Raw genomic sequence first — 21,238 nt, 5'->3', positions numbered from 1 at the left:
GCATGCTGGTCCCGGTCAACCTCAAGCTACGGTGGTTTGGTATCTATGCGGGCTTTGGCCTGCTGTTTTCGATCATTATCACCGCGGTACTGACGCAAACCGCGACGCGTCAGTTAGAGCAGCAAGTAGGCGCCAGCCTCGCCAACGTCGCTGAGCAGGCCAGTTATCAGCTGCAGCAGGGTATGTATGAACGTCTGCGTGACATGCAAACCTCAGCGCAACTCATTGAACAACCGCAAAACGAAGCGCAGTTCGACCGCTTACGACAACTCATTGCCGCACTTTACGATAGTTACGAAGACTATGCCTGGATTGGTATTACCAACCGCGCCGGCGAAGTGTTGATCAGCTCCAACGGTGTGCTTGAAGGTGCAAATGTCAGCCAACGGCCCTGGTTTAAAGAGGCACTTCAACAGCCTTACTTTATCGGCGACGTGCATGGCGCGCTGTTACTGGAATCGATTTTAAATCCTGATGGTTATGAGCCGCTGCGTTTTGTTGATATTTCACTGCCGCTGAAAGACCCTGAGGGTAACGTATGGGGTGTCTTTGGCAGTCATTTGAACTGGGAATGGACCGCCACAGTTGAGAGCGCCGCCATGCGCACCCTCGAGACATTACCCGGCAGTGACATTCTGCTTGTCAACTCTGAAGGAAAAATTCTGTTAGGCCCATTTGGTCTTGAGGGCGAACAACTGCAAACCACACTGACTGACGAAGTGAAAACGCAAGGGTATGGCCGTCAGGAGTGGCGCGATGGTCAGGAGTATTTGTTGGGCTATGCCAAAGTCGGCACCAGTGACGAGTATCGCGGTCCCGAGTGGCAGATCATTGTGCGTGAGCCTATTGAAGTCGCGTTACAGCCGGTTCTTGAGCTGCGCTGGAAGGCACTTGCGATTGGCGTTGCGGTTGCCCTGGCGTTTGCCGGCGTCGGCTGGGTCAGTGCAGGTCGCATCGCGCGGCCTTTTGCCAACCTCAGTACGCAACTGGAACAAGAGGTCAAAGAGCGCACCGAGGAACTACGCAAGACCAATGAAAAACTGCGCAAGTTAGCGACCACCGACAGCCTGACCGGACTGCTGAATCGCCGTGCGCTGTTCAGGCAAGCAGAGAAGCTCAAGCAACGGGCGCTGCGGCATGGCCAGAAGCTCGCAGTGGTCATGATTGACCTCGATCATTTCAAAAAGGTCAACGATGAATATGGTCATGCTACGGGCGACGAAGTATTGAAGAACCTGGCGGAAAAAATTCAACAGCATGTGCGCGAAGTCGACCTGGCTGCCCGTTCCGGCGGTGAGGAATTTACTCTGGTGCTGGACGGTAGTTCAGAAGCGGATGGCAAGAAGGTGGTGAGGCGTCTGGCTGACAAATTCCGTTCCCACGAGTTTTCCGCAGACGGGGAGACCTTCAGCGTCACGCTGAGCGCCGGTGTCGTGCAATGGAACCTTGACGAGAGCTTTGATAAGGCGGTCGATCAGGCCGATGACTTACTTTACGAGGCCAAAGAAAAAGGCCGCGACCAGGTGGTCGCGGCCTCTGATACAGCCGATTAAGAGTTTTTCTTAGCCTTCTTTCGAGCGGCTGGCGCGCTTACGTTCGTTCTCGGTCAACATGCGCTTACGGATACGAATCGATTTTGGCGTAATTTCAACCAGCTCGTCATCGTCAATAAATTCCAATGCCTGCTCCAGCGAGAAGCGCACCGGTGGTGTCAGCAACAAGGCGTCGTCGGTACCGGCCGCGCGAATGTTGGTCAACTGCTTACCTTTCAGACAGTTTACCGTCAAATCGTTAGAGCGGCTGTGAATACCAATCACCTGGCCTTCGTACACTTCTTCACCGTGACCCAGCATCAGACGACCACGCTCTTGCAGGTTAAACAAGGCATAGGCCAACGCTTTACCCTGGGCGTTTGAAATCAGCACGCCGTTAATGCGCTGACCAATCTTGCCGCCTTTGTACGGGCCGTAGTGGTCAAACGTGTGGTAGAGCAAACCGGTACCCGAGGTTAAGGTCATAAACTCGGTCTGGAAGCCAATCAACCCACGACTTGGAACGATAAAGTCGATACGCACGCGGCCTTTGCCGTCGGGGGTCATATTGGTCATTTCAGCTTTACGCAAGCCGAGTTTTTCCATGACCGAACCCTGGTGCTCTTCCTGAATGTCCACGGTCAGGTTTTCAAATGGCTCTTCTTTGGCACCATCAACTTCACGCAGAATAACTTCAGGACGCGACACTGCCAACTCGAAACCTTCGCGGCGCATGTTTTCAATCAGGACACCTAAGTGCAGTTCACCACGACCTGAAACGCGGAAACGATCCGGGTTGTCGGTTTCAGCAACGCGTAATGCTACGTTGTGCTTCAGTTCTTGCTGCAAACGCTCAAGAATCTGACGTGAGGTAACGAACTTACCTTCTTTACCGGCAAACGGTGACGTATTGACCTGGAAGGTCATGGTTACCGTTGGCTCGTCCACCGTCAATGGTGGTAAGGCTTCAACGTGACCCTGCGCACAAACAGTGTCAGAGATTTTCAGCTCGCCAAGACCCGTAAAGGCAACGATGTCGCCGGCGCTGGCGGAGTCGACTTCAATGCGATCCAGACCCAGATAACCAAATATCTGACCCACTTTACCGTTACGCTGTGAACCATCGGCACCGACAATCGTCACTGGCTGATTGAGCTTCAGGGTACCGCGCTTTATACGGCCAATGCCGATAATGCCCAGGTAGCTTGAGTAGTCCAGCTGCGACACCTGCATTTGTAACGGGCCGTCACGGTCTGCGTCCGGTGGTGACACACGCTCAAGAATGGTCTCAAACAGCGGTGTCATGTCTTCGCTTGGCGAATCCGGGTCAAGCGTGGCGAAGCCGTTTAACGCCGAGGCATAAACGATCGGGAAGTCAAGCTGCTCGTCGGTCGCGCCAAGGTTGTCAAACAGATCAAAGACCTGGTCAATCACCCAGTCAGGACGCGCGCCGGGGCGGTCAATTTTGTTGACGACCACAATCGGCTTCAGACCGTGCGAAAACGCTTTTTGGGTTACGAAGCGGGTTTGCGGCATCGGACCATCGACGGCGTCAACCAACAGCAGAACCGAGTCGGCCATCGACAGTACGCGTTCAACTTCACCACCGAAGTCAGCGTGCCCCGGGGTATCGAGAATATTGATACGGTAATCTTGATAATTAATGGCAGTATTTTTTGCCAAAATGGTAATGCCACGCTCTTTCTCAAGATCGTTGCTATCCATAATACGCTCTTCAACGCCGCCACGGCTCTCGAGGGTGCCCGACTGTTGCAGCAGCTTATCAACCAGGGTGGTCTTGCCATGGTCAACGTGCGCTATGATAGCTATGTTGCGTAACTTATTGATTTCTGTGCTATTTACAAACTTACTCATGAAGTAGATCTCAAAGACAGGCCCAAGCCTGTTAATTGGGGGGTGAAAAATGTGCGCGATTATACAGGTTTTTAGGAAAATAGGCTAAATTTCGTGCCGTCAGGTAAAATGAGGTTCTTTTTCAATCAGCGCGAGAAATTGTTCAAGAGGCATGGGGCGTGCGAAGTGATAGCCCTGCATGACGGTCACCCCGAGTTTACGAAACACGGCAACCTGTGCGGCGTTTTCAACACCTTCAATGATGATTTTTTTACCGAAGGTATGACACAGGCGGGTGACGGTTTGTACCAACTCGTATTTATCTTTATTAATCACGATGTCGGCAGCGAACATGCGATCAAGCTTGACCATACCGGCCGGAATGCGGTGCAGATAGGCCAGCGAGGAGTAGCCGGTACCAAAGTCATCAATAGCGACCTCGCAGCCCATATCCCGTAAACGCTGTAGCGCCAGAACGTTGTTCTGCGATTCAATGTCGGCAAATACGCCCTCGGTCAGTTCAAAGGTAAGATTTTTGGTGTCGCTGTGAGTTTGTTGCAGTAAGTTTTTCAGCACTCGCGGAAAGTCATAGCGCTGCAACTGCTGGATCGAGATATTGACTGAAATATCCAGCGCGCGCAGCGAAGCATGTGCCGCCCGATGGCGCAGCACCTTTTCCAGTACCTGTTCACCAAGTTTTATGATTTGGCCGGTGCGCTCGGCAACGGGAATGAACTCCGCCGGTGAGATGTAACTATCGTTGTGCTTCCACCGCACCAGACTTTCAGCACCAATAATTCGGCCGCTGCGGGTATCGATTTGTGGCTGATAAAAGATCTCAAGCCGATCGTATTCGAGTGCCTGTTGCAATAACCCGCGAATGCGCACCTGACGGCGGTAATCAAGCTCCATATAACTGGTAAACTCGCGCACCAGGTTGCCGCCCAGCCGCTTCGCTTCGGTCATGGCCATTTCCGCGCGGGCGATAGCACTGCCAAGTGCCTGTGCAGGCTCGGTTACTGTGGTGCCAATACTGGTGGTGAGCAAGATTTCGGTGTTATCAACCACAAAGCGTTCGTGAATGGCTTTAAGTAATTCACTTGCCAATAGGTGCGTTTGCACCTGAGCTTGTTGCGGCACGACAATGACGTACTCATCACCACCATAGCGACTGAAAATCGCCGTCTCGGGACAGGTATGGATGAGACGTTCACCCACCTGACGCAATACGGCATTTCCCAGCAGGGTACCAATACTGTCATTAACCGGCTTAAAGCCGTCGAGATTGAGAAATAGCACTGCGCAATTCGCTGGTAAAGCATTTGGTTCACCCAACTTTTCCTCAAACGCCCAGCGGTTGAGCAAGCCCGTCACGTGGTCGTGGCGCGCCTGATAGTGCAACTTCTGCCGCTCTTTACTAAGCCGTAATGAGCGATCATGACCAATAGCAAGTAAGAGGACAAATAACAGGCCGGCAAATAAAATCAGTTGGTTAATGGCAGCTTCGGCACGCATGGCGCGATAGTCAGTGATAAAGCTGACCAGTTGTACTTGGCCTGAGTCACCACCTTCTACTGAGCGCACCAGGTAATGCGGATAACGTTGTGTTTGGGTCGCGAAACTTCGCAGGCGCTGCTCGCTGGCAGGGTCGAGCGCGAATAACCTGTCGTCGCTGATTTTCCAGTAATTGCTGATACCGCTGACGCGTGCGGCTTCCGAGATACGTAAGAGTTCAGGAATATTGAAAAACGTAATCAGTTGCCCGCCGCGTAAAAACGAGTCGGTGACAGGTATCTTCATGACCATGGTCGGCGCGGGCGTTTCCAGCGTCGCACCTAGTACGGCATTGACGGGCTCTTGTGAGGGCGTTAACAACCATTCCCTGACCGCAGGGCGGTCGAACAATGGCGACTGCATAAACTGTTGCGCATAGGGATTACCGGCAACCCAGTTAAGTTGCCCGTCTAAAACCATAATGCCGTCGAAGGTGGGGAAATCGCGAACATAGTTTTCGATATCCGTAGTTAACAAGCGCAAGCTGGTCTCAGGCTGAATCTCAATACCAAGCCGTGTCGCCAGGCGTCGTAGTGCCAGAATGTGCGTCTCCATGCGTTGGCTCAATGTAGTGCTGACATTGAACAGTGCTAATTCAGCGCGTTCACGGTGGGAATTGATGTCATGAGAGGTAAGACTTGCCCACAGTCCGAAGGCAACGACAATACAAGCTACGCTGGTCAGCACTTCGGTGTGCTGCACCATTTTACTCAATGGCGGCAGTTTGACCCGCGACAGTAAATAACAAGCGATGGCCAGTAACAATAGTGCGTAACCGCCAAGGGCTTTAGCGCTGGGGTTATCGAACAGTGCCACGTCTGTGGCGTTGTTTGAGCTCATCCATAGCATCAGCTCCAGTACAACGAAGCTGATAAAGGCGCAAAGTGCGGTTAACTTTAAGAATAAGCGGCCGAGCCGATAGCGGGTAGGAATGGCCAGACTGACTGCGAAAACTGTTAATACAGCGGCGGAGATGACAGGGGGCATAGACAGCCAATGCTGCGGAACCGAGCCGAAGGGATTAAAAAGAAACAGAAAGGACCATGCCAACAACAACGCAACAATTAAACTAGCTAACTTGGCATAGCCCAACGCGCGCGCCAGCAAGCCGGCGCCCGCCAGCGTTGCACTGATTGCCAGACCAGGCGGCACAGCAGTCATAAACTCCTGATACTCAAAGAGTAATACTTCAATTGCGCCGGTGGCACCTACAGCAATGAGGGAGCAAGCGACCCCAAACAGTAAATGTTGCTGCAACGTATGATGCGTTTCTTTCATAAAGGCGCTTCTGGCAGTTATGTGGAAATGTTCAACTTAGCGCTAATCCCAGCGGGCTGCAAGCGTCTTGATATTTACTTTAGAATAAGCTAAATTAGCTCCAAATAAAGCTTCGAGGTAAAGTCATGCGTTGCGCTTCTTTTGTCAAACTTTTTTTAACAATATCGCTGTTGTCGGTGACCCCGCATGGTCTTGCCCAAACCGTAGCGGTTCAGGAAAAACTGCTTTCCGATTACCTGAAACTACAGGGTGTGGTCGAGGCAACCAACGCTGCCACGGTCTCAGCGCAAGTGTCCGGACGCGTTGAACAGGTACGGGTAGATGTCGGTGACCAGGTGGCCGCCGGTACAACCATTATTACCATCACCTCAGAAGAGCAGTATCAGGCGCTAATGCAGGCGGAGTCACAGCTGGCCGCAGCTAATGCGAACTTGATTGCCGCCGAGCAGGAATTTAAGCGCGTGTCGCGGCTGGTCGAGCAACGCTTGCTGCCAGGCGCTGAGCTGGATCGGGTGCAGGCGCAACTGGACAGCGCCAAAGCGCAGCAGCGCTCGGCGGCTGCAACCGTTGCCCGCGCGCAGGAACAGCTCTCATATACCGAAGTGAAAGCGCCTTATAGTGGCGTGGTCAGCGCGCGTCTGGTTGAGCCCGGCGAACTGGTACAGCCGGGTACGCCGCTTATGAGTGGCTTTGATCCGGCACAGCTGCGCATTCATGTCGATCTGCCGGCCGATGATGGCCGCGCCACCGCGCAGTTTCAGTGGGCACGTGTGGGCGAGATTGAACCCACTGCATTTCAGTTATTTCCAACGGTGGACCAGCAAAGCTCAACACAGCGCCTGCGGCTTGCGCTGCCGGCGGGCACGGATCTCTTGCCGGGGCAGTGGCAAACCGTCACGGTGAAAGTGGGTGAGCATCTCGGGGTGGTGATTCCTCAGGCGGCTGTTTACCATCAGGGCGAACTGGCGCTGGTGAAAATGGCCAACGGTGAGTGGCGTGCGGTGCGTTTAGGCGCCCAGTATGACGGCGAGGTTGAAGTTGTCAGCGGCCTTGCTGCCAACGAGGTAGTCAGCTATGGCAACAAATAAGTTAGGCATTGCCGGGCGGCTGGCGGCCTGGGGCGAGCGTTCACAGCTAACGCCACTGCTGGCTATTTTCGCGCTCTTGCTTGGCATCATGGCGGCACTTATTACGCCGCGTGAAGAAGAGCCACAGATTGACGTGACCATGGCAGACGTGATGGTCGCCCTGCCCGGGGCGCAGGTGGCGCAAATTGAACAGCAAATTGCCACCCCGCTGGAACAGCACTTTGCCCGCATGCAGGGCATTGAGCATATTTACTCGGTGTCACAACCCGGCCAGGCGCTGGTGACGGTGCAGTTTGCGGTGGGCGTGGCCCGCGAAAAAGCGCTGGTCGAGCTATTTGACAGCTTAGCCTCATGGCAGCTGCAGCATCCATCGTTGTCGCAGCCGCTGGTGAAAACCCGTGGCATTGATGACGTGCCAATTCTGGGGCTGACCCTGACCTCCCCTGAGCTCGACTTAAAGTCCGTTGCCGATACCTTGCGCGCGCCATTGCAAAATGTCGACGGGGTGCGTGATATTGCCGTGATTGGCGCTGAGCTTGAGCAGGTAAGCGTGACCCTGGATAGCACTGCGCTGCAACAGGTCGGTCTGGATGTAAACCGAGTCGCGCAAGCGCTGGCGAGTCAGAATGCCAGTGCGCAGGCAGGTTATCGTCTGCAGGACGGGCAGCAGCTTCAGGTGCAGGCGGGCAGCTTTATTGGCAGTGCGCAACAGCTACGCGAGCTGGTCGTTGCGGTGGTCGACGGGCGTCCGGTAAGGCTGGAGCAAGTGGCGACTATTCACCCTGGGGCCACCCGCGCCTCACGCTATGTCTGGTCGCGCGAGAAAAATGGCCAGGTGCAGCCCGCGGTGACCATGACGGTCACCAAGAAAACCGGCGAAAACGCCGTGGAGGTGGCCGAGCGGGTACTTACTCGGCTCAACACGCTGGAAGAACAATGGCTGCCGCCGGCACTGAACGTCGAGGTCACCCGCAACTACGGGCAGACCGCCGACAACAAAGCCTCGAAACTTATTCAGAAGCTGATTTTTGCCACCATTTCTGTAGTGGCGCTGGTGCTCTTTACCCTGGGTAAGCGCGAAGCTGTGGTGGTCGGTAGTGCTGTGGTGCTGACCCTGGCCACCACCTTGTTTGCGTCCTGGGCCTGGGGCTTTACCTTAAACCGCGTGTCACTGTTCGCGCTGATTTTCTCAATTGGTATTCTGGTCGATGACGCCATTGTCGTGGTGGAAAACATTCATCGCCATCTGGGGCTGGGTAAGTCACTTAAGCAGGCCATTCCGCCGGCGGTAGATGAAGTCGGCGGGCCCACTATTCTGGCGACCTTCACTGTCATTGCCGCCTTGTTGCCGATGGCTTTTGTCAGTGGCCTGATGGGGCCATACATGAGCCCGATTCCGATCAATGCCTCCATGGGCATGTTGCTGTCACTGATCATCGCGCTGACCGTTACGCCCTGGCTGGCGCGCCGTCTGCTGCGTGACCATAACAGTCACGACAGCCAAGGCCATGGTGCTCAGAGCAAAGCACCTGGCCGGTTGCACCGATTGTTTGAAAAGCTGATGCAACCGCTGCTGGCCAGCCGTAAAAAGCGCTATGCCATGGGCTTTGGCCTCATTCTGTTGATTGTTGCCATGCTGGGTTTGGCCGTAGTGCAGGCGGTGGTCATGAAAATGCTGCCCTTTGACAATAAAAGCGAAATTAAGCTGGTGCTGGATATGCCTGAGTACAGCACGCTGGAGCAAACCAATAAAGTACTGCTCGAGATGGCGCATAAGCTTGATGAGGTGCCTGAGGTCAGGGCCACGCAAATTTACGCCGGTACCGCAGCGCCCATCGGCTTTAACGGTCTGGTGCGGCAGTATTATTTGCGTAGCGCCGCGCATCAGGGCGATATTCAGATCATTTTAGCGGACAAAGAGGCGCGCGAGCGTGCCAGTCATAAGATTGCGCTGGCAATTCGTCCGCTGGTCGAGCCGATTGCCGCCGCAGCGGGTGCCAGTGTGAAGGTGGTGGAAGTGCCGCCGGGTCCGCCGGTGCTGGCGCCTATTGTTGCTGAGATTTACGGCCCGGGCGCAGCTGAACGCGAAGCTGGCGCGCGGCAGGTCATGCAGCAATTGCAGCAGACTGAGGGCGTGGTCGATATCGACAGTACGTTGGTGGCTGCCGGTCACGAGGAAGTCTGGCACATCAATTATGCCCGGGCGACGCAGCTGGGCGTGAACCCTGCGCACGCGGTCCAGGTGCTACAAACCGCGCTTAGTGGCATGCCGGTAACCTATCTGGCGCTGCCTGATCAGTTACAACCGGTGCCGGTGAAGCTGCACCTGCCCGCCGACTGGCAAGCGCAACTGGCGCAGTTACAGAGTCTGACGGTGACCAGTGCACAAGACCATGCGGTGCCGCTGGGCGCCATTATTGAGCGGCGTCAGGTGCCGATTCAGCAGCCGCGTTACCATAAAGACTTACGGCCGGTTATTTACGTGACCGCCGATATGGCCGGTGAGCTCGACTCACCGCTGTACGGGCTATTTGCCGCCGCAGGTAACATTGACCTGCCGCAAAGCTTTATCAGCCAGCCGGACGAGTGGGACGAGACCGCGCTGAAATGGGACGGTGAATGGCAGATTACCTACGAGACCTTCCGTGACATGGGCCTTGCCTATGCCGTAGGCCTGCTGCTGATTTACCTATTGGTGGTCGGTCATTTCGGCAGTTATGGCACGCCACTGGTCATTATGGCGCCAATTCCGCTGACGCTGATTGGTATTATGCCAGGGCATGCTCTGCTTGACGCGCAGTTCACGGCCACCTCTATGATCGGCATGATCGCATTGGCCGGCATTATCGTGCGCAACTCAATTTTGCTGGTCGACTTTATTCGTGACGCGGTCGCTAAGGGCAAAGCACTGAATGACGCGGTGATTGAAGCGGCAGCGGTACGCGCGCAACCGATTGTGCTGACCGCCATTGCCGCCATGCTTGGTGCCTTCTTCATTCTCGACGACCCTATTTTCAACGGCCTCGCCGTAAGCCTCATCTTTGGTATCGCAGTTTCGACGGTGCTGACGCTGGTCGTCATTCCACTGCTTTACGCATCACTGCTGCGGCGCAAGCAGCAAAAAGCCAGCTAAAGCCGTAATTCCTCCGCTCAGGCAAACGATGCACTACTACAGTGCATCGTTTTGCACTATAATAGTGCAAAAGTAAGCGTTAAGCGTCCGCCCAGCACGCATCAACCCTTAGAGACTCGCTTTTTGTTGTTATAAGCGATTGAAATATAGGGAATGTTTAAATTCTGGCACGGCGGTTGCAATACCACCCACCAACAGCAAATAGCGAGCAGCAAACAGCGCTCCACTAAGCTATACTTTTTCGTTCTACTGACATACAGACATTCGCGATTCCGGAGGAACACATGTCGACACCACAAGACGTAATGAAGTTTATTGAAGAAAACGAAGTAAGATTCGTAGATATGCGCTTTACCGATACCAAAGGTAAAGAGCAGCACGTCACCATCCCGGTGTCACAAATTAATGAAGAGTTCTTCGAAGAAGGCAAAATGTTCGATGGTTCTTCCATTGGTGGCTGGAAAGGCATTAACGAGTCCGACATGGTGTTGATGCCAGACTGCGACTCAATCGTGCTGGACCCATTCACTGAAGAAGTGACCATGAACGTGGTCTGTGACATTTTAGAGCCAGACACCATGCAAGGCTACGATCGTGACCCACGCTCTATCGCCCGTCGCGCCGAAGCTTACCTGCAAAGCGCCGGTATTGCGGACACCGCTTTCTTCGGTCCGGAGCCAGAGTTTTTCTTATTCAACGACGTGCGCTTCCACACTGACATGAGCGGTTCGTTCTACAAAATTGAAGCCGAAGAAGCGAAGTGGAACTCAGGCAAAGAATACGCCGAAGGTAACCTGGGTCACCGTCCAAGCGTGAAAGGCGGTTACTTCCCGGTACCACCGGTGGACTCTGCGCATGACGTGCGCGGTACTATGTCCATGGTGATGGAAGATATGGGTCTGGTGGTTGAAGCGCACCACCACGAGGTCGCAACGGCGGGTCAGAACGAAGTGGCAACCCGTTTCAATACCCTGACCAAGAAAGCGGACGAAATTCAGGTTTACAAGTACGTCGTACACAACGTGGCACACTCGTACGGTATGACTGCAACCTTTATGCCGAAGCCAATTGTCGGCGACAACGGGTCAGGTATGCACGTCCATATGTCACTGAATAAAGACGGCAAGAACCTGTTTGCCGGTGATCAGTACGGTGGTCTGAGTGAAACCGCGCTGTACTACATTGGCGGTATCATTAAGCACGCGCGTGCCATCAATGCTTTTGCGAACCCGGCCACCAACTCGTATAAGCGTCTGGTACCAGGCTTTGAAGCACCGGTCATGCTGGCTTACTCAGCGCGTAACCGCTCAGCGTCCATTCGTATCCCGCTGGTCGCCAGTGCCAAGGCGCGTCGTATCGAGGTACGCTTCCCTGACCCGGCAGCGAACCCGTATCTGTGCTTCAGTGCGCTGTTAATGGCAGGCCTTGACGGTATTAAGAACAAGATCCACCCTGGCGACGCCATGGACAAAGACTTGTACGACTTACCGGCGGAAGAAGCCAAGGAAATTCCAACCGTGTGTCATTCTCTGGAAATGGCGCTGGAAGCGCTGGACAAAGACCGTGACTTCCTGAAGCAAGGTGGTGTAATGACCGACGATATGATCGACGCTTACATTGCCCTGAAGCAAAAAGAAGTGATGACGTTGAAAATGACCACGCATCCAATTGAATTTGACCTGTACTACAGTGTCTAAGCGTTAGTAGACGCGGATAAACCGCGGAAAAAGCGAAAAACGAGGAGGCAACCCATGCTCACGACGATCAGTAAAACCCTGTTCATTGGAGTCCTGGCAAGCCTCCTTTTTTCGTTCACCGCGGCGGCGCAAGACAAGGTGTACAAGAAAGTGCTTGAAGACGGCACCGTGGTGTACACCGATGAAAAGCAAGAAGGCGCCGAAGAAGTTGAAGTTGAGACTGTGGTCAGTGAATTCGAGCCCGTCGAAAGTGCCGTTTTGAAACAGCCCGATGAGGAAGCGCAGGACGAGCAAGTTGCCGCTTCAGTAAGTATTGTCGCGCCGGCCCATGAGCAAACCATTCGCAGTAACCAGGGTATTGTCGATGTGATCTGGGCACCACAGACCCGCAACGTTGAAGGCGAGCTCAGTTACGAGCTGCTGGTCGATGGCAACATTGCCTACCAGGGAGACGCGAACGGTGCCACCTTAGAAGGGCTGAACCGCGGCGAGCACCGCCTGCGGGTACGCATGTATGACGAGGCGGGCGAAGAACTTGCGGTTTCGGACACCGTGGTAATTTATATGCACCAGGCAACTATCTACAACCCGGCGCTGAATCCGAACGTGAATAACGGAGGCACGGGTGGCCAAAACTGATTGCACCAAAATGGTGCAACCAGACTTTGACCAGTTGCTGACAGCCATCGTGCAACTTGATGCACGACTGCACATCCGTTACATGAACGCCGCTGCCGAAGCACTGCTGGATGGCAGCCGCAAGCGTCTGCTAAATGCACCGTTGTTTAGTCTTTTTAGTTTCAGCTCGCTGGAGCCTGAGGTGTTGCGCCATGCGATGCGCGATCAGCAAAGCGTGTCCGACAGCGACGTCACCTGGGTTTTTCACGACGGCCAGCGAATTACCATAGAATTTATTGCCCAGCCGCTACGCAATGATGACGGCGAGGCGCAGGTGTTACTGGAGTTTCGCCAGGTGGACCAGATCCGCCGCATCAACCAGGAAACCTCGCAGCAACAACAGTTACAGGCGGCGCATAGCATTGTCCGCGGTCTGGCTCATGAAATTAAGAATCCACTCGGCGGACTGCGTGGCGCTGCGCAGCTACTGGCCAGCGAGTTAGCCGATAAAGCGCTGCATGAATACACTGACCTGATCATCAGTCAGGCCGATCGGCTGCGTAATCTGGTCGATCGTATGCTTGGCTCGCACGAACTGCCCAAGCGCATGACCACCAATGTGCATGAAGTGATTGAGCGGGTGATTGCCGTGGCTGAGCTAAGCGCGCCCAAACGGATCCGCTTTGTGCGTGACTATGATCCCAGCCTGCCGGAGCTGACCATGGCTGCGGACGCCATTGAGCAGGCCATACTGAATGTGGTGATGAACGCCTGTGAAGCATTGGCTGAGCGCGAGCAGCAGGGGCAGATTAGCCTTCGCACCCGCGTGCTGCATCAGCAAACCCTGTACGGCCAACGCTACCGTCAATGCGCGGTGATTGAAGTGCAGGACAACGGTCCCGGGGTGCCCGAGCAACTGAAAGAAACGCTGTTTTACCCGATGGTCAGTGGTCGTGCCGGTGGTACCGGGCTGGGGCTGGCGATTACGCAAAATGCGGTACACCAGCATGCCGGTAAAGTGGAAGTCTTGTCGGAGCCCGGCGACACGCGGTTTTTATTGTATTTGCCCTATGTCGAAACACGGCAAAGTCATAGCAACGGGCAGGAGTAAGGCATGCAGAGCGAACAGCCAGTCTGGCTTCTAGATGACGATAGTTCCATTCGCTGGGTGCTGGAACGTGCCCTGCAACGGGCCAATATAAAAAGCCGCAGCTTCGCCGACGCCGCCAGTTTGTACCAGGCGCTGGAGCATCAGCAGCCAGCCGTATTACTGACTGACATCCGTATGCCCGGCGATGACGGCCTGCAGGTGCTTGAGTTTGTGCAGCGCCATTACCCTGATCTGCGTGTTATTGTGATGACCGCTCATTCCGATCTTGACTCGGCGGTCAGTGCCTTTCAGGGCGGTGCCTTTGAGTATCTGGCAAAACCTTTTGATATGGATGAGGTGGTGCACACCATTAACCGTGCGCTGCAACTGGAGCAGGCCCAGACAGATGCCAGCGACGGCCAGGGACAGATGTCCGGTATTATTGGCGCCGCGCCGGCCATGCAGGACGTCTTTCGGGCGATTGGCAGACTCTCGCATTCCAGCGCGACCGTGCTGATTACCGGTGCGTCAGGTACCGGTAAAGAGCTGGTCGCCAGAGCCTTGCACCAGCATAGCCCGCGTCAGGGCAAACCTTTTATTGCGCTGAACATGGCGGCGATCCCCGCAGATCTGATTGAGTCAGAGCTGTTTGGACATGAAAAAGGTGCCTTCACCGGTGCGACGCAGCGTCGTCGCGGCCGCTTTGAACAGGCCGACGGCGGTACCTTGTTTCTGGATGAAATTGGCGACATGCCACTGGCGGTACAAACCCGTTTACTGCGCGTGCTGGCCGAAGGGCAGTTCTATCCGGTCGGCAGCTATCAGCCGGTGCAGGTGAACGTACGCATAATTGCCGCGACCCATCAGAATCTGGACCAACGCGTGCAGGAAAAAGAGTTCCGCGAAGATTTGTTCCACCGGCTGAATGTGATCCGCCTGCAAATTCCGACGCTGGCCGAGCGGCGCAGCGATATTCCGCAACTGGCCCGGCACTTTTTGCAAAAGGTCGCTACTGAACTCAATGCCGAGCCCAAGCAACTGACCGCGGCGGCCGAGCAGCACCTGCAACAGGCTCAGTGGCCCGGTAACGTACGGCAACTCGAAAATACCTGTCGCTGGCTGACGGTCATGGCACCGGGACGCCTGGTTGATGTGGCCGACCTGCCGGATGATCTGCGCACTAACGAAACCTCAGGCGCGCAGCCTGACCAGGACTGGCAGAGTGTCATGCGCAGTCATCTTGAGCAGCGTTTGCAAAGCGATGAACACAACGTTTTAAATGAGGTCAGCACCACCCTCGAGCGGATTGCACTTGAGGTGGCGCTGGCAGTAACCGACGGCCATAAACAAAGGGCTGCTGAAAAATTAGGCTGGGGCCGCAATACCCTGACGCGTAAGCTCAAAGAGTTGGTAAAAGATACGTAAACAGACTATCTATTTAGGAGCGTCTTTACATAATGCTGAGTCTGTAAAGAGCTACAATAACAACACAGGGTAACTTATGAGCAAACTATTACTTGTTGATGACGATGCTGAACTAAGCAGTATGTTAGAGCAAATTCTCACCAAGGAAGGTTTTCAACTGACGCTTGCCGCCGACGGCGAAACTGGTTTAGAGCGAGCGTTAAGCGGCTCATATGATCTGATTTTGCTTGATGTTATGTTGCCTGGTATCGATGGTTTTCAGCTGCTGCAGCGGCTTCGTCAGCAGGGGCGCAATACCCCGGTGATTATGCTGACCGCCCGTGGCGACGATGAGGACCGCGTGGCAGGTCTGGAACTGGGTGCTGACGACTACCTGCCGAAACCTTTTTATCCGAAGGAGCTGGTGGCGCGGGTGAAAGCGCTGCTGCGGCGTAGCCCGAATACTAGCGTACGTCCGGAAAAAAGTGAGTACGCAGGCTTTGTGGTGGACCCAAGCCAGAATGAAGCGCGCTGCGACGAAACCAGACTCGAACTGACGCCCACTGAGTTTGATATTCTGCGCACCCTGGTCCGTGCTGGCGGCGAGGTGGTCAGTAAAGATGCCTTGTCAGTGGCGGCACTTGGCCGTTCGCTGGCACCTTTTGACCGCAGCCTCGACGTGCATATCAGCAATATCCGTAAAAAACTGCCTAACGAGCCGGAGCGTATTCAGACCGTGCGCGGCCGCGGTTACCGTATCGTCCAGTTTTCATAAGGCCCCTTGATGCGCTGGTACCACTCGCTTTCGCTGCGACTGTTATTGCTGTTCTGGATCCTGCTGTTTGCAGTGGCCAGCAGTGGTTACCTGCTGGCCCTGTGGTTCAGTAAACCGATTGCGCCCGAGCCGGTACCAGCAACCGTGCAGTCGTCACTGGCGCCAATACTTTCTGATGTCACCACCTTTCGCTCACTAACGCCCGGACGTTTGGTAGCGGGCGACTACCGGGTGGCGGCAAGTCTTGCGCCCAGTGGTCCAGAGCGCCTGCAATTGGATCGCACGCTAAGCGCCGCGCACCGGCGCATGCTCATGCAACAGCTGGAAGCCGATGAACCGCAACAAGTGCCCTTGGGCAATCGCATGCTGTTAGGGCCCTTTCGTCTTGAGGGCTATCGTATTCTGGTCACCCGTCCGATTACCGTTGATGAGCGCGAGCAGCAGGTTATTTCTGAGCAGCAAACCCAGCGCGTACAGACGCTGGCGCTGTTGGTCGGCAGCCTGGCCATTGCAATTCTACTTGGTGCCTGGCTGGTCATGCCGCTGCGCCGCTTGACCCACGCCACGCGTGAAATTGCCCGCGGCAGTGAACAGCCTGACCTGCGTCGTTTGCCCCGGCGTAACGACGAGCTCGGTGAGCTGGCACGTGCGCTGGCAAGTACCGCCCATGATTTGGCCGTCTCGCGCGACGCGCAGCGGCGCCTGCTGTCCGACGTCTCGCATGAACTGCGCTCGCCGCTCGCGCGGATGCAGGTGGCACTGATGCTGAGTCAGGACGAAGCTGACAGCCCCGAGCGAGGTGGTCACATGGCGCAGCTTGGTCGTGACCTGGAACGCCTGAGTACCATTATTGAAAGGATTCTGTCGCTGTCGCGACTGGAAAACGGCCTGGTGAAACTGCAGACCGAACCGGTAGATGTGCGCAAGCTGGTCGGCCAGCTGGTCAAAGATCTAACCTATGTAGACGCTAAGCACGGCGAACGTTTACAGGTGCGCGAAAGTGATGACTGGCCGGTACTTGAGAGTGACCCTGAGTTGCTGCGCCTGGTACTGGAGAACCTGGTGCGTAATGCCCTGCAGTATACCGACGATGCCGTCGAAATAAGTTGCGAAGCAACTGCCAGTGATTACACTATGATTATTCGCGACCACGGACCGGGCGTGCCGGCAGAGCATCTGGCGCAGTTGTTTACCCCGTTTTACCGGGCCGACCCGTCACGCAATCATAAAGCTGGCGTAGGTCTGGGCATGGCACTTAGCCTGCGTGCCGCCGCGGTACTTGGCGGTACCGTAAACGCCCGCAATCACCCCGAGGGTGGTCTGGAAATACAGGTGGTGATTCCCGCGCAAGCCACATGATAAGGAGCAACTGCCGGTGACCGAGACATTACAATTCAGTTTCGACAAACCGAGCGACGCCAATACCGTTGCCTGGCAGGCCTTTTTCAATGACATCGTTATGCCTTACTGGCAAGAGCACGTGCAGATGTTTGATCTGCAACGCCCGCACAATGTCACCTTACGCTACTTTCTGATTCAGCCCGACCGCGCCAAAGGCATTGTGCTGCTTAGTCCCGGCCGCATTGAAGGCGCGATCAAGTATCCCGAGCTGGTATGGGAGCTGGGTCAACTGGGCTACGCGGTGGCAATTCTTGATCACCGCGGGCAGGGGTTTTCCGATCGCCTGGGACCGAACCGACATAATGGCCATGTCGAGCATTTCGACGACTTTGTCGACGACTTCGCAGCTTTTGCCCGTGCAGTCGAAGCTGTTATGCACACAAAGTACCCGGCCGACTTGCCGGTACATGTGCTGGCGCACTCCATGGGCGGCGCGATTGCTGCGTTGTATCTGGCGCGCTATCCACATAAAGTGAAATCGGCGGTACTCTGCTCACCTATGTTTGGCATCCAGACCGGGCGTATTCCGCACTGGGCAGCGGTTGCCTTTGCGCATTCGGGGGCGTTTCTGAACCGTTTACTTACCCCGCGTCGGCCCTGGTATATATTTGGCACCGGCGACTATGTGGAAGTACCCTTTGCGCACAATGAACTGAGCCACAGTGCAGCGCGCTATCAGATGTTCCGCCAGTTGTATCAGCAACACCCCGAGGCACAGCTGGGTGGACCGAGTTTTCGCTGGGTGGCACAGGCGCTGTCGGCCAGTCGCCGCGCTATTGGTGAGGCCGGTGATATTCACATACCGGTGCTTGTGGTCCAGGCCGGTGGCGATCAGGTGGTGGACCCTCAGCGCCAATGTGAATTCGTCTGCGCACTATCGCATCCAAAAAGCCGGCTGCAAAAAGTTGCCGGCGCGCGCCACGAGCTGCTTATTGAGAGTGACGATTATCGTCAGCCAACGGTAGAGGCGTTTCTGCGCTGGATTCAGGGCGAGTATCGCTAGCTGATTCGCGGCTTTTCGCTACCACCGACAGCGGATCCATGTGAATAATGACATCGGTGTCGGGAAACAGCTCGCGTAGGCGTTTTTCCGCGCCATCGGCAATGGCATGCGCAGCATACAGCGACAACTCGTCTTCTAATTCCACATGACACTGAATAAAGCGGGTCGGCCCCGAGGCGCGGGTGCGCAAATCATGCCAGCCGTGAATGCCATCGGTACCTTGTAGTACCTCGACAATTTTCTCTTTATCGACGTCGGGCAACTCGCGGTCCATCAGCGCCTGGAAGGCTTCCCAGCCAATGCGAATGGCGCCCCACATCAGATAAACCGCAATCAGAATGGCAAACAACGAGTCGGCCCAATACCAACCGTAGGCACTTAACAGCAAAGCGGCAATGACCGCGGTGTTGAGCAGCAGGTCAGACTGAAAGTGCAACTGGTCGGCGGCGATGGCTTTGGACTGGGTATAGCGAATGGCAAGGCGCTGAATGAGTACCAGGCCTAAGGTAAGTACAATTGCCAGCAGGGACACGTAAACACCCAAGTCAGCGCGCTGCACCTGAGTGCCTTCAATCAGCTGTTGCGCACTGTGAACTAATAACAGTAGCGCCGAACCGGTAATCAGCGCCGATTGCACCAGGGCCGCCAGCGACTCGGCTTTACCATGGCCGAAGCGATGCTCCCGGTCAGCGGGCTGTAACGCATAACGTACTGAGAAGAAAGTAAATAGAGCTGCTAAGCCGTCAAGCATGGAGTCGGTGGCGGAGGCAAGCATACTGGCGGCATCGGTGGCCAGCCAGGCCCATAATTTAACCACGACCAGGGTCAGCGCCACCGTTACCGAAGCACGGGTGGCCAGTTTGACCCAAAAAGCGTAGTCACGTTGCTTGCTCACTATGCGCCTCCGGCAAAGCCGTTCTGGCGCCAGGCTTCATAACTGATAATCGCCACCGCGTTGGCCAGGTTCAACGAGCGGTTATTCGGCATCATCGGAATACGAATGCGCTGCTCTGGCTGAAATTGTGCCAGTACAGGATCGGGCAGGCCGCTGGTTTCTGAGCCGAACAACAACACGCATTCAGGCGGATAGCTGACGCTGGTGTAGTTACTGCTGCCTTTGGTGGTGCAGGCAAACATCGGCCGGCCAGCCATGGCTTGTTTAAAGGTGGCAAAGTCGGGGTAACGCTCGACGTGACTTAAATCATGATAATCAAGGCCGGCGCGGCGCAGCTTCTTCTCTTCAAAGTCAAAGCCCAGCGGCTCAATCAGGTGCAGCTGACAGCCGTTATTGGCAGATAAGCGGATAATATTGCCCGTATTTGCGGGCATGACCGGAGTATGCAGAGCAATGTGAAACATCTATTGCGGTCCTTGACGATGTTGGGAACGGGGCAGATTCTGTTCAAACCGACTACGGTGCAGCATTTCGGCGTCATACAGGGTGCGGATCTCACCACTTTCCACCAGGCGACGCAATTCTTTGTCGAACCAGTCGCGCATGCGCACCCCGCGTGGGTTATTGCGAAAATAGATATGGATAGGCAAAGCTTCGCGCAGCTGCACCATGACATAAGGCGAGTCACGCCAGTCCGGCACATTCTCACGGTAGCCTACCACCGCGCCCATGCGTCCCATATCGAGCATGGCAAAACAATCAAGATGACTATCGGCGGCGTAATAGGTATTGCCCGGCGGCAACAGATGGTCGTACTGATAGGCTTCAATATGACAAATCGGCCGCTTGTGCTGACCGCGATTGATTTCTGCAAGCGTCGCATCGTCGCGCGCAAACAGATAGAGCGCTTTATCAAAGTCGATATGGTTGCGCGAGGCAATGGAATGCGAGGGCACTTCCACGGTGTAGCCGCCAATGTAAACCTCAAAACGCTCATCAACATAGCCGCGATAGGCCCGGGTAATATTGTTCGGCTCAACCTCGACATCGGTCGACACCGGGCGGAAAACCATTTGCGCCAGCTGCCAGTACTGTCCGCCGCCGCCAAGGTTGGCCTGGTCATGCAACAAACCGCCGGTCATGCGAATAGGTCCGAACTGCGGTGTCTGGCTAAAGCTTTGCAGTGGCAGCAGCTGAGCGCCGGTCTCCAGACTAAGCGCGGCAATACGGCCGTTCTCGGCTTTGCGTTGTAAAATGGCTTCGACTTGCGGCACCAGATGCGCATAGCGCTTATGCAAGAAATGGTAGCCAGTGTTGCGGGTATAAGGCACCTGAATGGTGTAAGGACTGTCAATGCTCTTTAGCTGCGCCGCCTCAAAGTCGTTTAAAAGTACCGCCTGCACCCGGCCATTCTCATAGAGCATTTCCAGTTGCTCGAAATTAATGGCTTTAATACTTGGCTTGTTGGACGCCTGCGCGTCGATGACCTGCTCTACCGACTGCGTACCGCCAATGTAGGCGTAGCTGTCAATGGAGTCGAAATTACAAAGACCACACTTGCGGCGGTCCGCCACCAGCACGACGCGCGAGGTAAACAGTGGAAAGTCGACGCGGATCAGGTTGCTGTATTCTTCACCTAAGCGCGGAATACGTCCCAGCTCACCGGCAATTCGGCCTTTATTGGCTTCAGTCAGGCTGCGATCACGCGGCATCTCGATGAAGCGCAGGGTAATATCCAGCTCGGCATAGACTTCACTCAATAACTGCACCGCGAAGCGGGTAATCGGTGAGGGATCAGGGGTGCGGAAAACCATCTCGCCCGGGGTTTCGCTGCCGGCAACTAATGGCTGAGGCTGGGGCGACTGCGCATGCGCTGCTGGCAACACCAGAAAGGCGAGTAGCACGATACAGCGCAT

The 21,238-nt window shown here is 55.2% G+C and carries 15 protein-coding genes; 10 read left to right on the top strand and 5 right to left on the bottom strand.

The window, feature by feature from the left end; genetic code table 11:
• Positions 1-2 precede the first annotated feature (2 nt).
• Complete coding sequence (locus CWI71_RS01130; RefSeq protein ID WP_126753404.1) at positions 3-1,553, top strand: sensor domain-containing diguanylate cyclase; 1,551 nt, start codon at positions 3-5, stop codon at positions 1,551-1,553.
• 9 nt (positions 1,554-1,562) lie between these two features.
• Here the strand turns inward: CWI71_RS01130 and typA are convergent, their stop codons facing one another.
• Positions 1,563-3,407 carry a translational GTPase TypA gene (typA, locus tag CWI71_RS01125; RefSeq protein WP_126753403.1) on the bottom strand — a complete coding sequence of 615 codons (1,845 nt, stop codon included), beginning with the start codon at positions 3,405-3,407 and terminating at the stop codon, positions 1,563-1,565.
• A gap of 99 nt (positions 3,408-3,506) precedes the next feature.
• Positions 3,507-6,218 carry a putative bifunctional diguanylate cyclase/phosphodiesterase gene (locus tag CWI71_RS01120; protein WP_126753402.1) on the bottom strand — a complete coding sequence of 904 codons (2,712 nt, stop codon included), beginning with the start codon at positions 6,216-6,218 and terminating at the stop codon, positions 3,507-3,509.
• A 125-nt stretch (positions 6,219-6,343) separates the two neighbouring features.
• On the opposite strand from CWI71_RS01120, the gene CWI71_RS01115 reads away from it, so the two are divergent.
• The 9 genes from CWI71_RS01115 to CWI71_RS01075 all read left to right on the top strand — a co-directional run bounded on the left by CWI71_RS01115 (position 6,344) and on the right by CWI71_RS01075 (position 18,427).
• Entirely contained in the window at positions 6,344-7,306 is a 963-nt protein-coding gene (locus tag CWI71_RS01115; RefSeq protein WP_126753401.1) for an efflux RND transporter periplasmic adaptor subunit, read from the top strand.
• On the top strand, positions 7,293-10,439 hold the full coding sequence (locus CWI71_RS01110) for an efflux RND transporter permease subunit (RefSeq protein ID WP_126753400.1): 3,147 nt from the start codon (positions 7,293-7,295) through the stop codon (positions 10,437-10,439). Before CWI71_RS01115 ends, CWI71_RS01110 begins: the two co-directional genes overlap by 14 nt.
• Before the next feature lie 284 nt (positions 10,440-10,723).
• The gene (gene glnA, locus CWI71_RS01105; RefSeq protein WP_198678702.1) at positions 10,724-12,136 is read left to right on the top strand and encodes a glutamate--ammonia ligase; all 1,413 of its coding nucleotides are present in this window, start codon (positions 10,724-10,726) and stop codon (positions 12,134-12,136) included.
• Between the two features lie 54 nt (positions 12,137-12,190).
• Positions 12,191-12,775: a DUF4124 domain-containing protein gene (locus CWI71_RS01100; RefSeq protein WP_126753399.1), complete on the top strand. Its 585-nt coding sequence runs from the start codon at positions 12,191-12,193 to the stop codon at positions 12,773-12,775.
• Entirely contained in the window at positions 12,762-13,865 is a 1,104-nt protein-coding gene (gene glnL, locus CWI71_RS01095; protein WP_241967571.1) for a nitrogen regulation protein NR(II), read from the top strand. The genes CWI71_RS01100 and glnL overlap by 14 nt, the downstream gene beginning before the upstream one ends.
• Before the next feature lie 3 nt (positions 13,866-13,868).
• The gene (ntrC, locus tag CWI71_RS01090) at positions 13,869-15,269 is read left to right on the top strand and encodes a nitrogen regulation protein NR(I) (RefSeq protein WP_126753398.1); all 1,401 of its coding nucleotides are present in this window, start codon (positions 13,869-13,871) and stop codon (positions 15,267-15,269) included.
• Positions 15,270-15,345: 76 nt separating this feature from the next.
• Positions 15,346-16,023, top strand: a complete 678-nt coding sequence (locus tag CWI71_RS01085; protein ID WP_126753397.1) for a response regulator transcription factor — start codon at positions 15,346-15,348, stop codon at positions 16,021-16,023.
• Positions 16,024-16,032: 9 nt separating this feature from the next.
• A complete protein-coding gene (locus CWI71_RS01080) occupies positions 16,033-17,382 on the top strand; it encodes a sensor histidine kinase (protein WP_126753396.1) in 1,350 nt (449 codons plus the stop codon).
• A 16-nt stretch (positions 17,383-17,398) separates the two neighbouring features.
• Complete coding sequence (locus tag CWI71_RS01075) at positions 17,399-18,427, top strand: alpha/beta fold hydrolase (protein ID WP_126753395.1); 1,029 nt, start codon at positions 17,399-17,401, stop codon at positions 18,425-18,427.
• On the opposite strand, the gene fieF is transcribed toward CWI71_RS01075, so the two are convergent.
• Genes fieF through CWI71_RS01060 form a run of 3 tightly spaced genes read right to left on the bottom strand, consistent with a single transcriptional unit; the run spans position 18,354 to position 21,238 of the window.
• Positions 18,354-19,322 (bottom strand): cation efflux pump FieF, encoded by a 969-nt coding sequence (gene fieF, locus CWI71_RS01070; RefSeq protein WP_126753394.1) that lies wholly within the window; start codon positions 19,320-19,322, stop codon positions 18,354-18,356. The genes CWI71_RS01075 and fieF overlap by 74 nt on opposite strands.
• A complete protein-coding gene (locus CWI71_RS01065) occupies positions 19,322-19,786 on the bottom strand; it encodes a tRNA (cytidine(34)-2'-O)-methyltransferase (protein ID WP_126753393.1) in 465 nt (154 codons plus the stop codon). Before CWI71_RS01065 ends, fieF begins: the two co-directional genes overlap by 1 nt.
• Positions 19,787-21,238 (bottom strand): type 2 periplasmic-binding domain-containing protein, encoded by a 1,452-nt coding sequence (locus CWI71_RS01060; RefSeq protein ID WP_126753392.1) that lies wholly within the window; start codon positions 21,236-21,238, stop codon positions 19,787-19,789.

The organism is Pseudidiomarina insulisalsae (genome assembly GCF_003987065.1).
Taxonomy (GTDB): Bacteria; Pseudomonadota; Gammaproteobacteria; order Enterobacterales; family Alteromonadaceae; genus Pseudidiomarina; species Pseudidiomarina insulisalsae.
This window is presented reverse-complemented; position numbering and strand designations above follow the sequence as displayed.

Bases quoted from the DNA above. Each gene is read 5' to 3' on its own strand.
- CWI71_RS01130 (WP_126753404.1), top strand. From the start codon at position 3: ATGCTGGTCCCGGTCAACCTCAAGCTACGGTGGTTTGGTATCTATGCG.
- typA (WP_126753403.1), bottom strand. From the start codon at position 3,407: ATGAGTAAGTTTGTAAATAGCACAGAAATCAATAAGTTACGCAACATA.
- CWI71_RS01120 (WP_126753402.1), bottom strand. From the start codon at position 6,218: ATGAAAGAAACGCATCATACGTTGCAGCAACATTTACTGTTTGGGGTC.
- CWI71_RS01115 (WP_126753401.1), top strand. From the start codon at position 6,344: ATGCGTTGCGCTTCTTTTGTCAAACTTTTTTTAACAATATCGCTGTTG.
- CWI71_RS01110 (WP_126753400.1), top strand. From the start codon at position 7,293: ATGGCAACAAATAAGTTAGGCATTGCCGGGCGGCTGGCGGCCTGGGGC.
- glnA (WP_198678702.1), top strand. From the start codon at position 10,724: ATGTCGACACCACAAGACGTAATGAAGTTTATTGAAGAAAACGAAGTA.
- CWI71_RS01100 (WP_126753399.1), top strand. From the start codon at position 12,191: ATGCTCACGACGATCAGTAAAACCCTGTTCATTGGAGTCCTGGCAAGC.
- ntrC (WP_126753398.1), top strand. From the start codon at position 13,869: ATGCAGAGCGAACAGCCAGTCTGGCTTCTAGATGACGATAGTTCCATT.
- CWI71_RS01085 (WP_126753397.1), top strand. From the start codon at position 15,346: ATGAGCAAACTATTACTTGTTGATGACGATGCTGAACTAAGCAGTATG.
- CWI71_RS01080 (WP_126753396.1), top strand. From the start codon at position 16,033: ATGCGCTGGTACCACTCGCTTTCGCTGCGACTGTTATTGCTGTTCTGG.
- CWI71_RS01065 (WP_126753393.1), bottom strand. From the start codon at position 19,786: ATGTTTCACATTGCTCTGCATACTCCGGTCATGCCCGCAAATACGGGC.
- CWI71_RS01060 (WP_126753392.1), bottom strand. From the start codon at position 21,238: ATGCGCTGTATCGTGCTACTCGCCTTTCTGGTGTTGCCAGCAGCGCAT.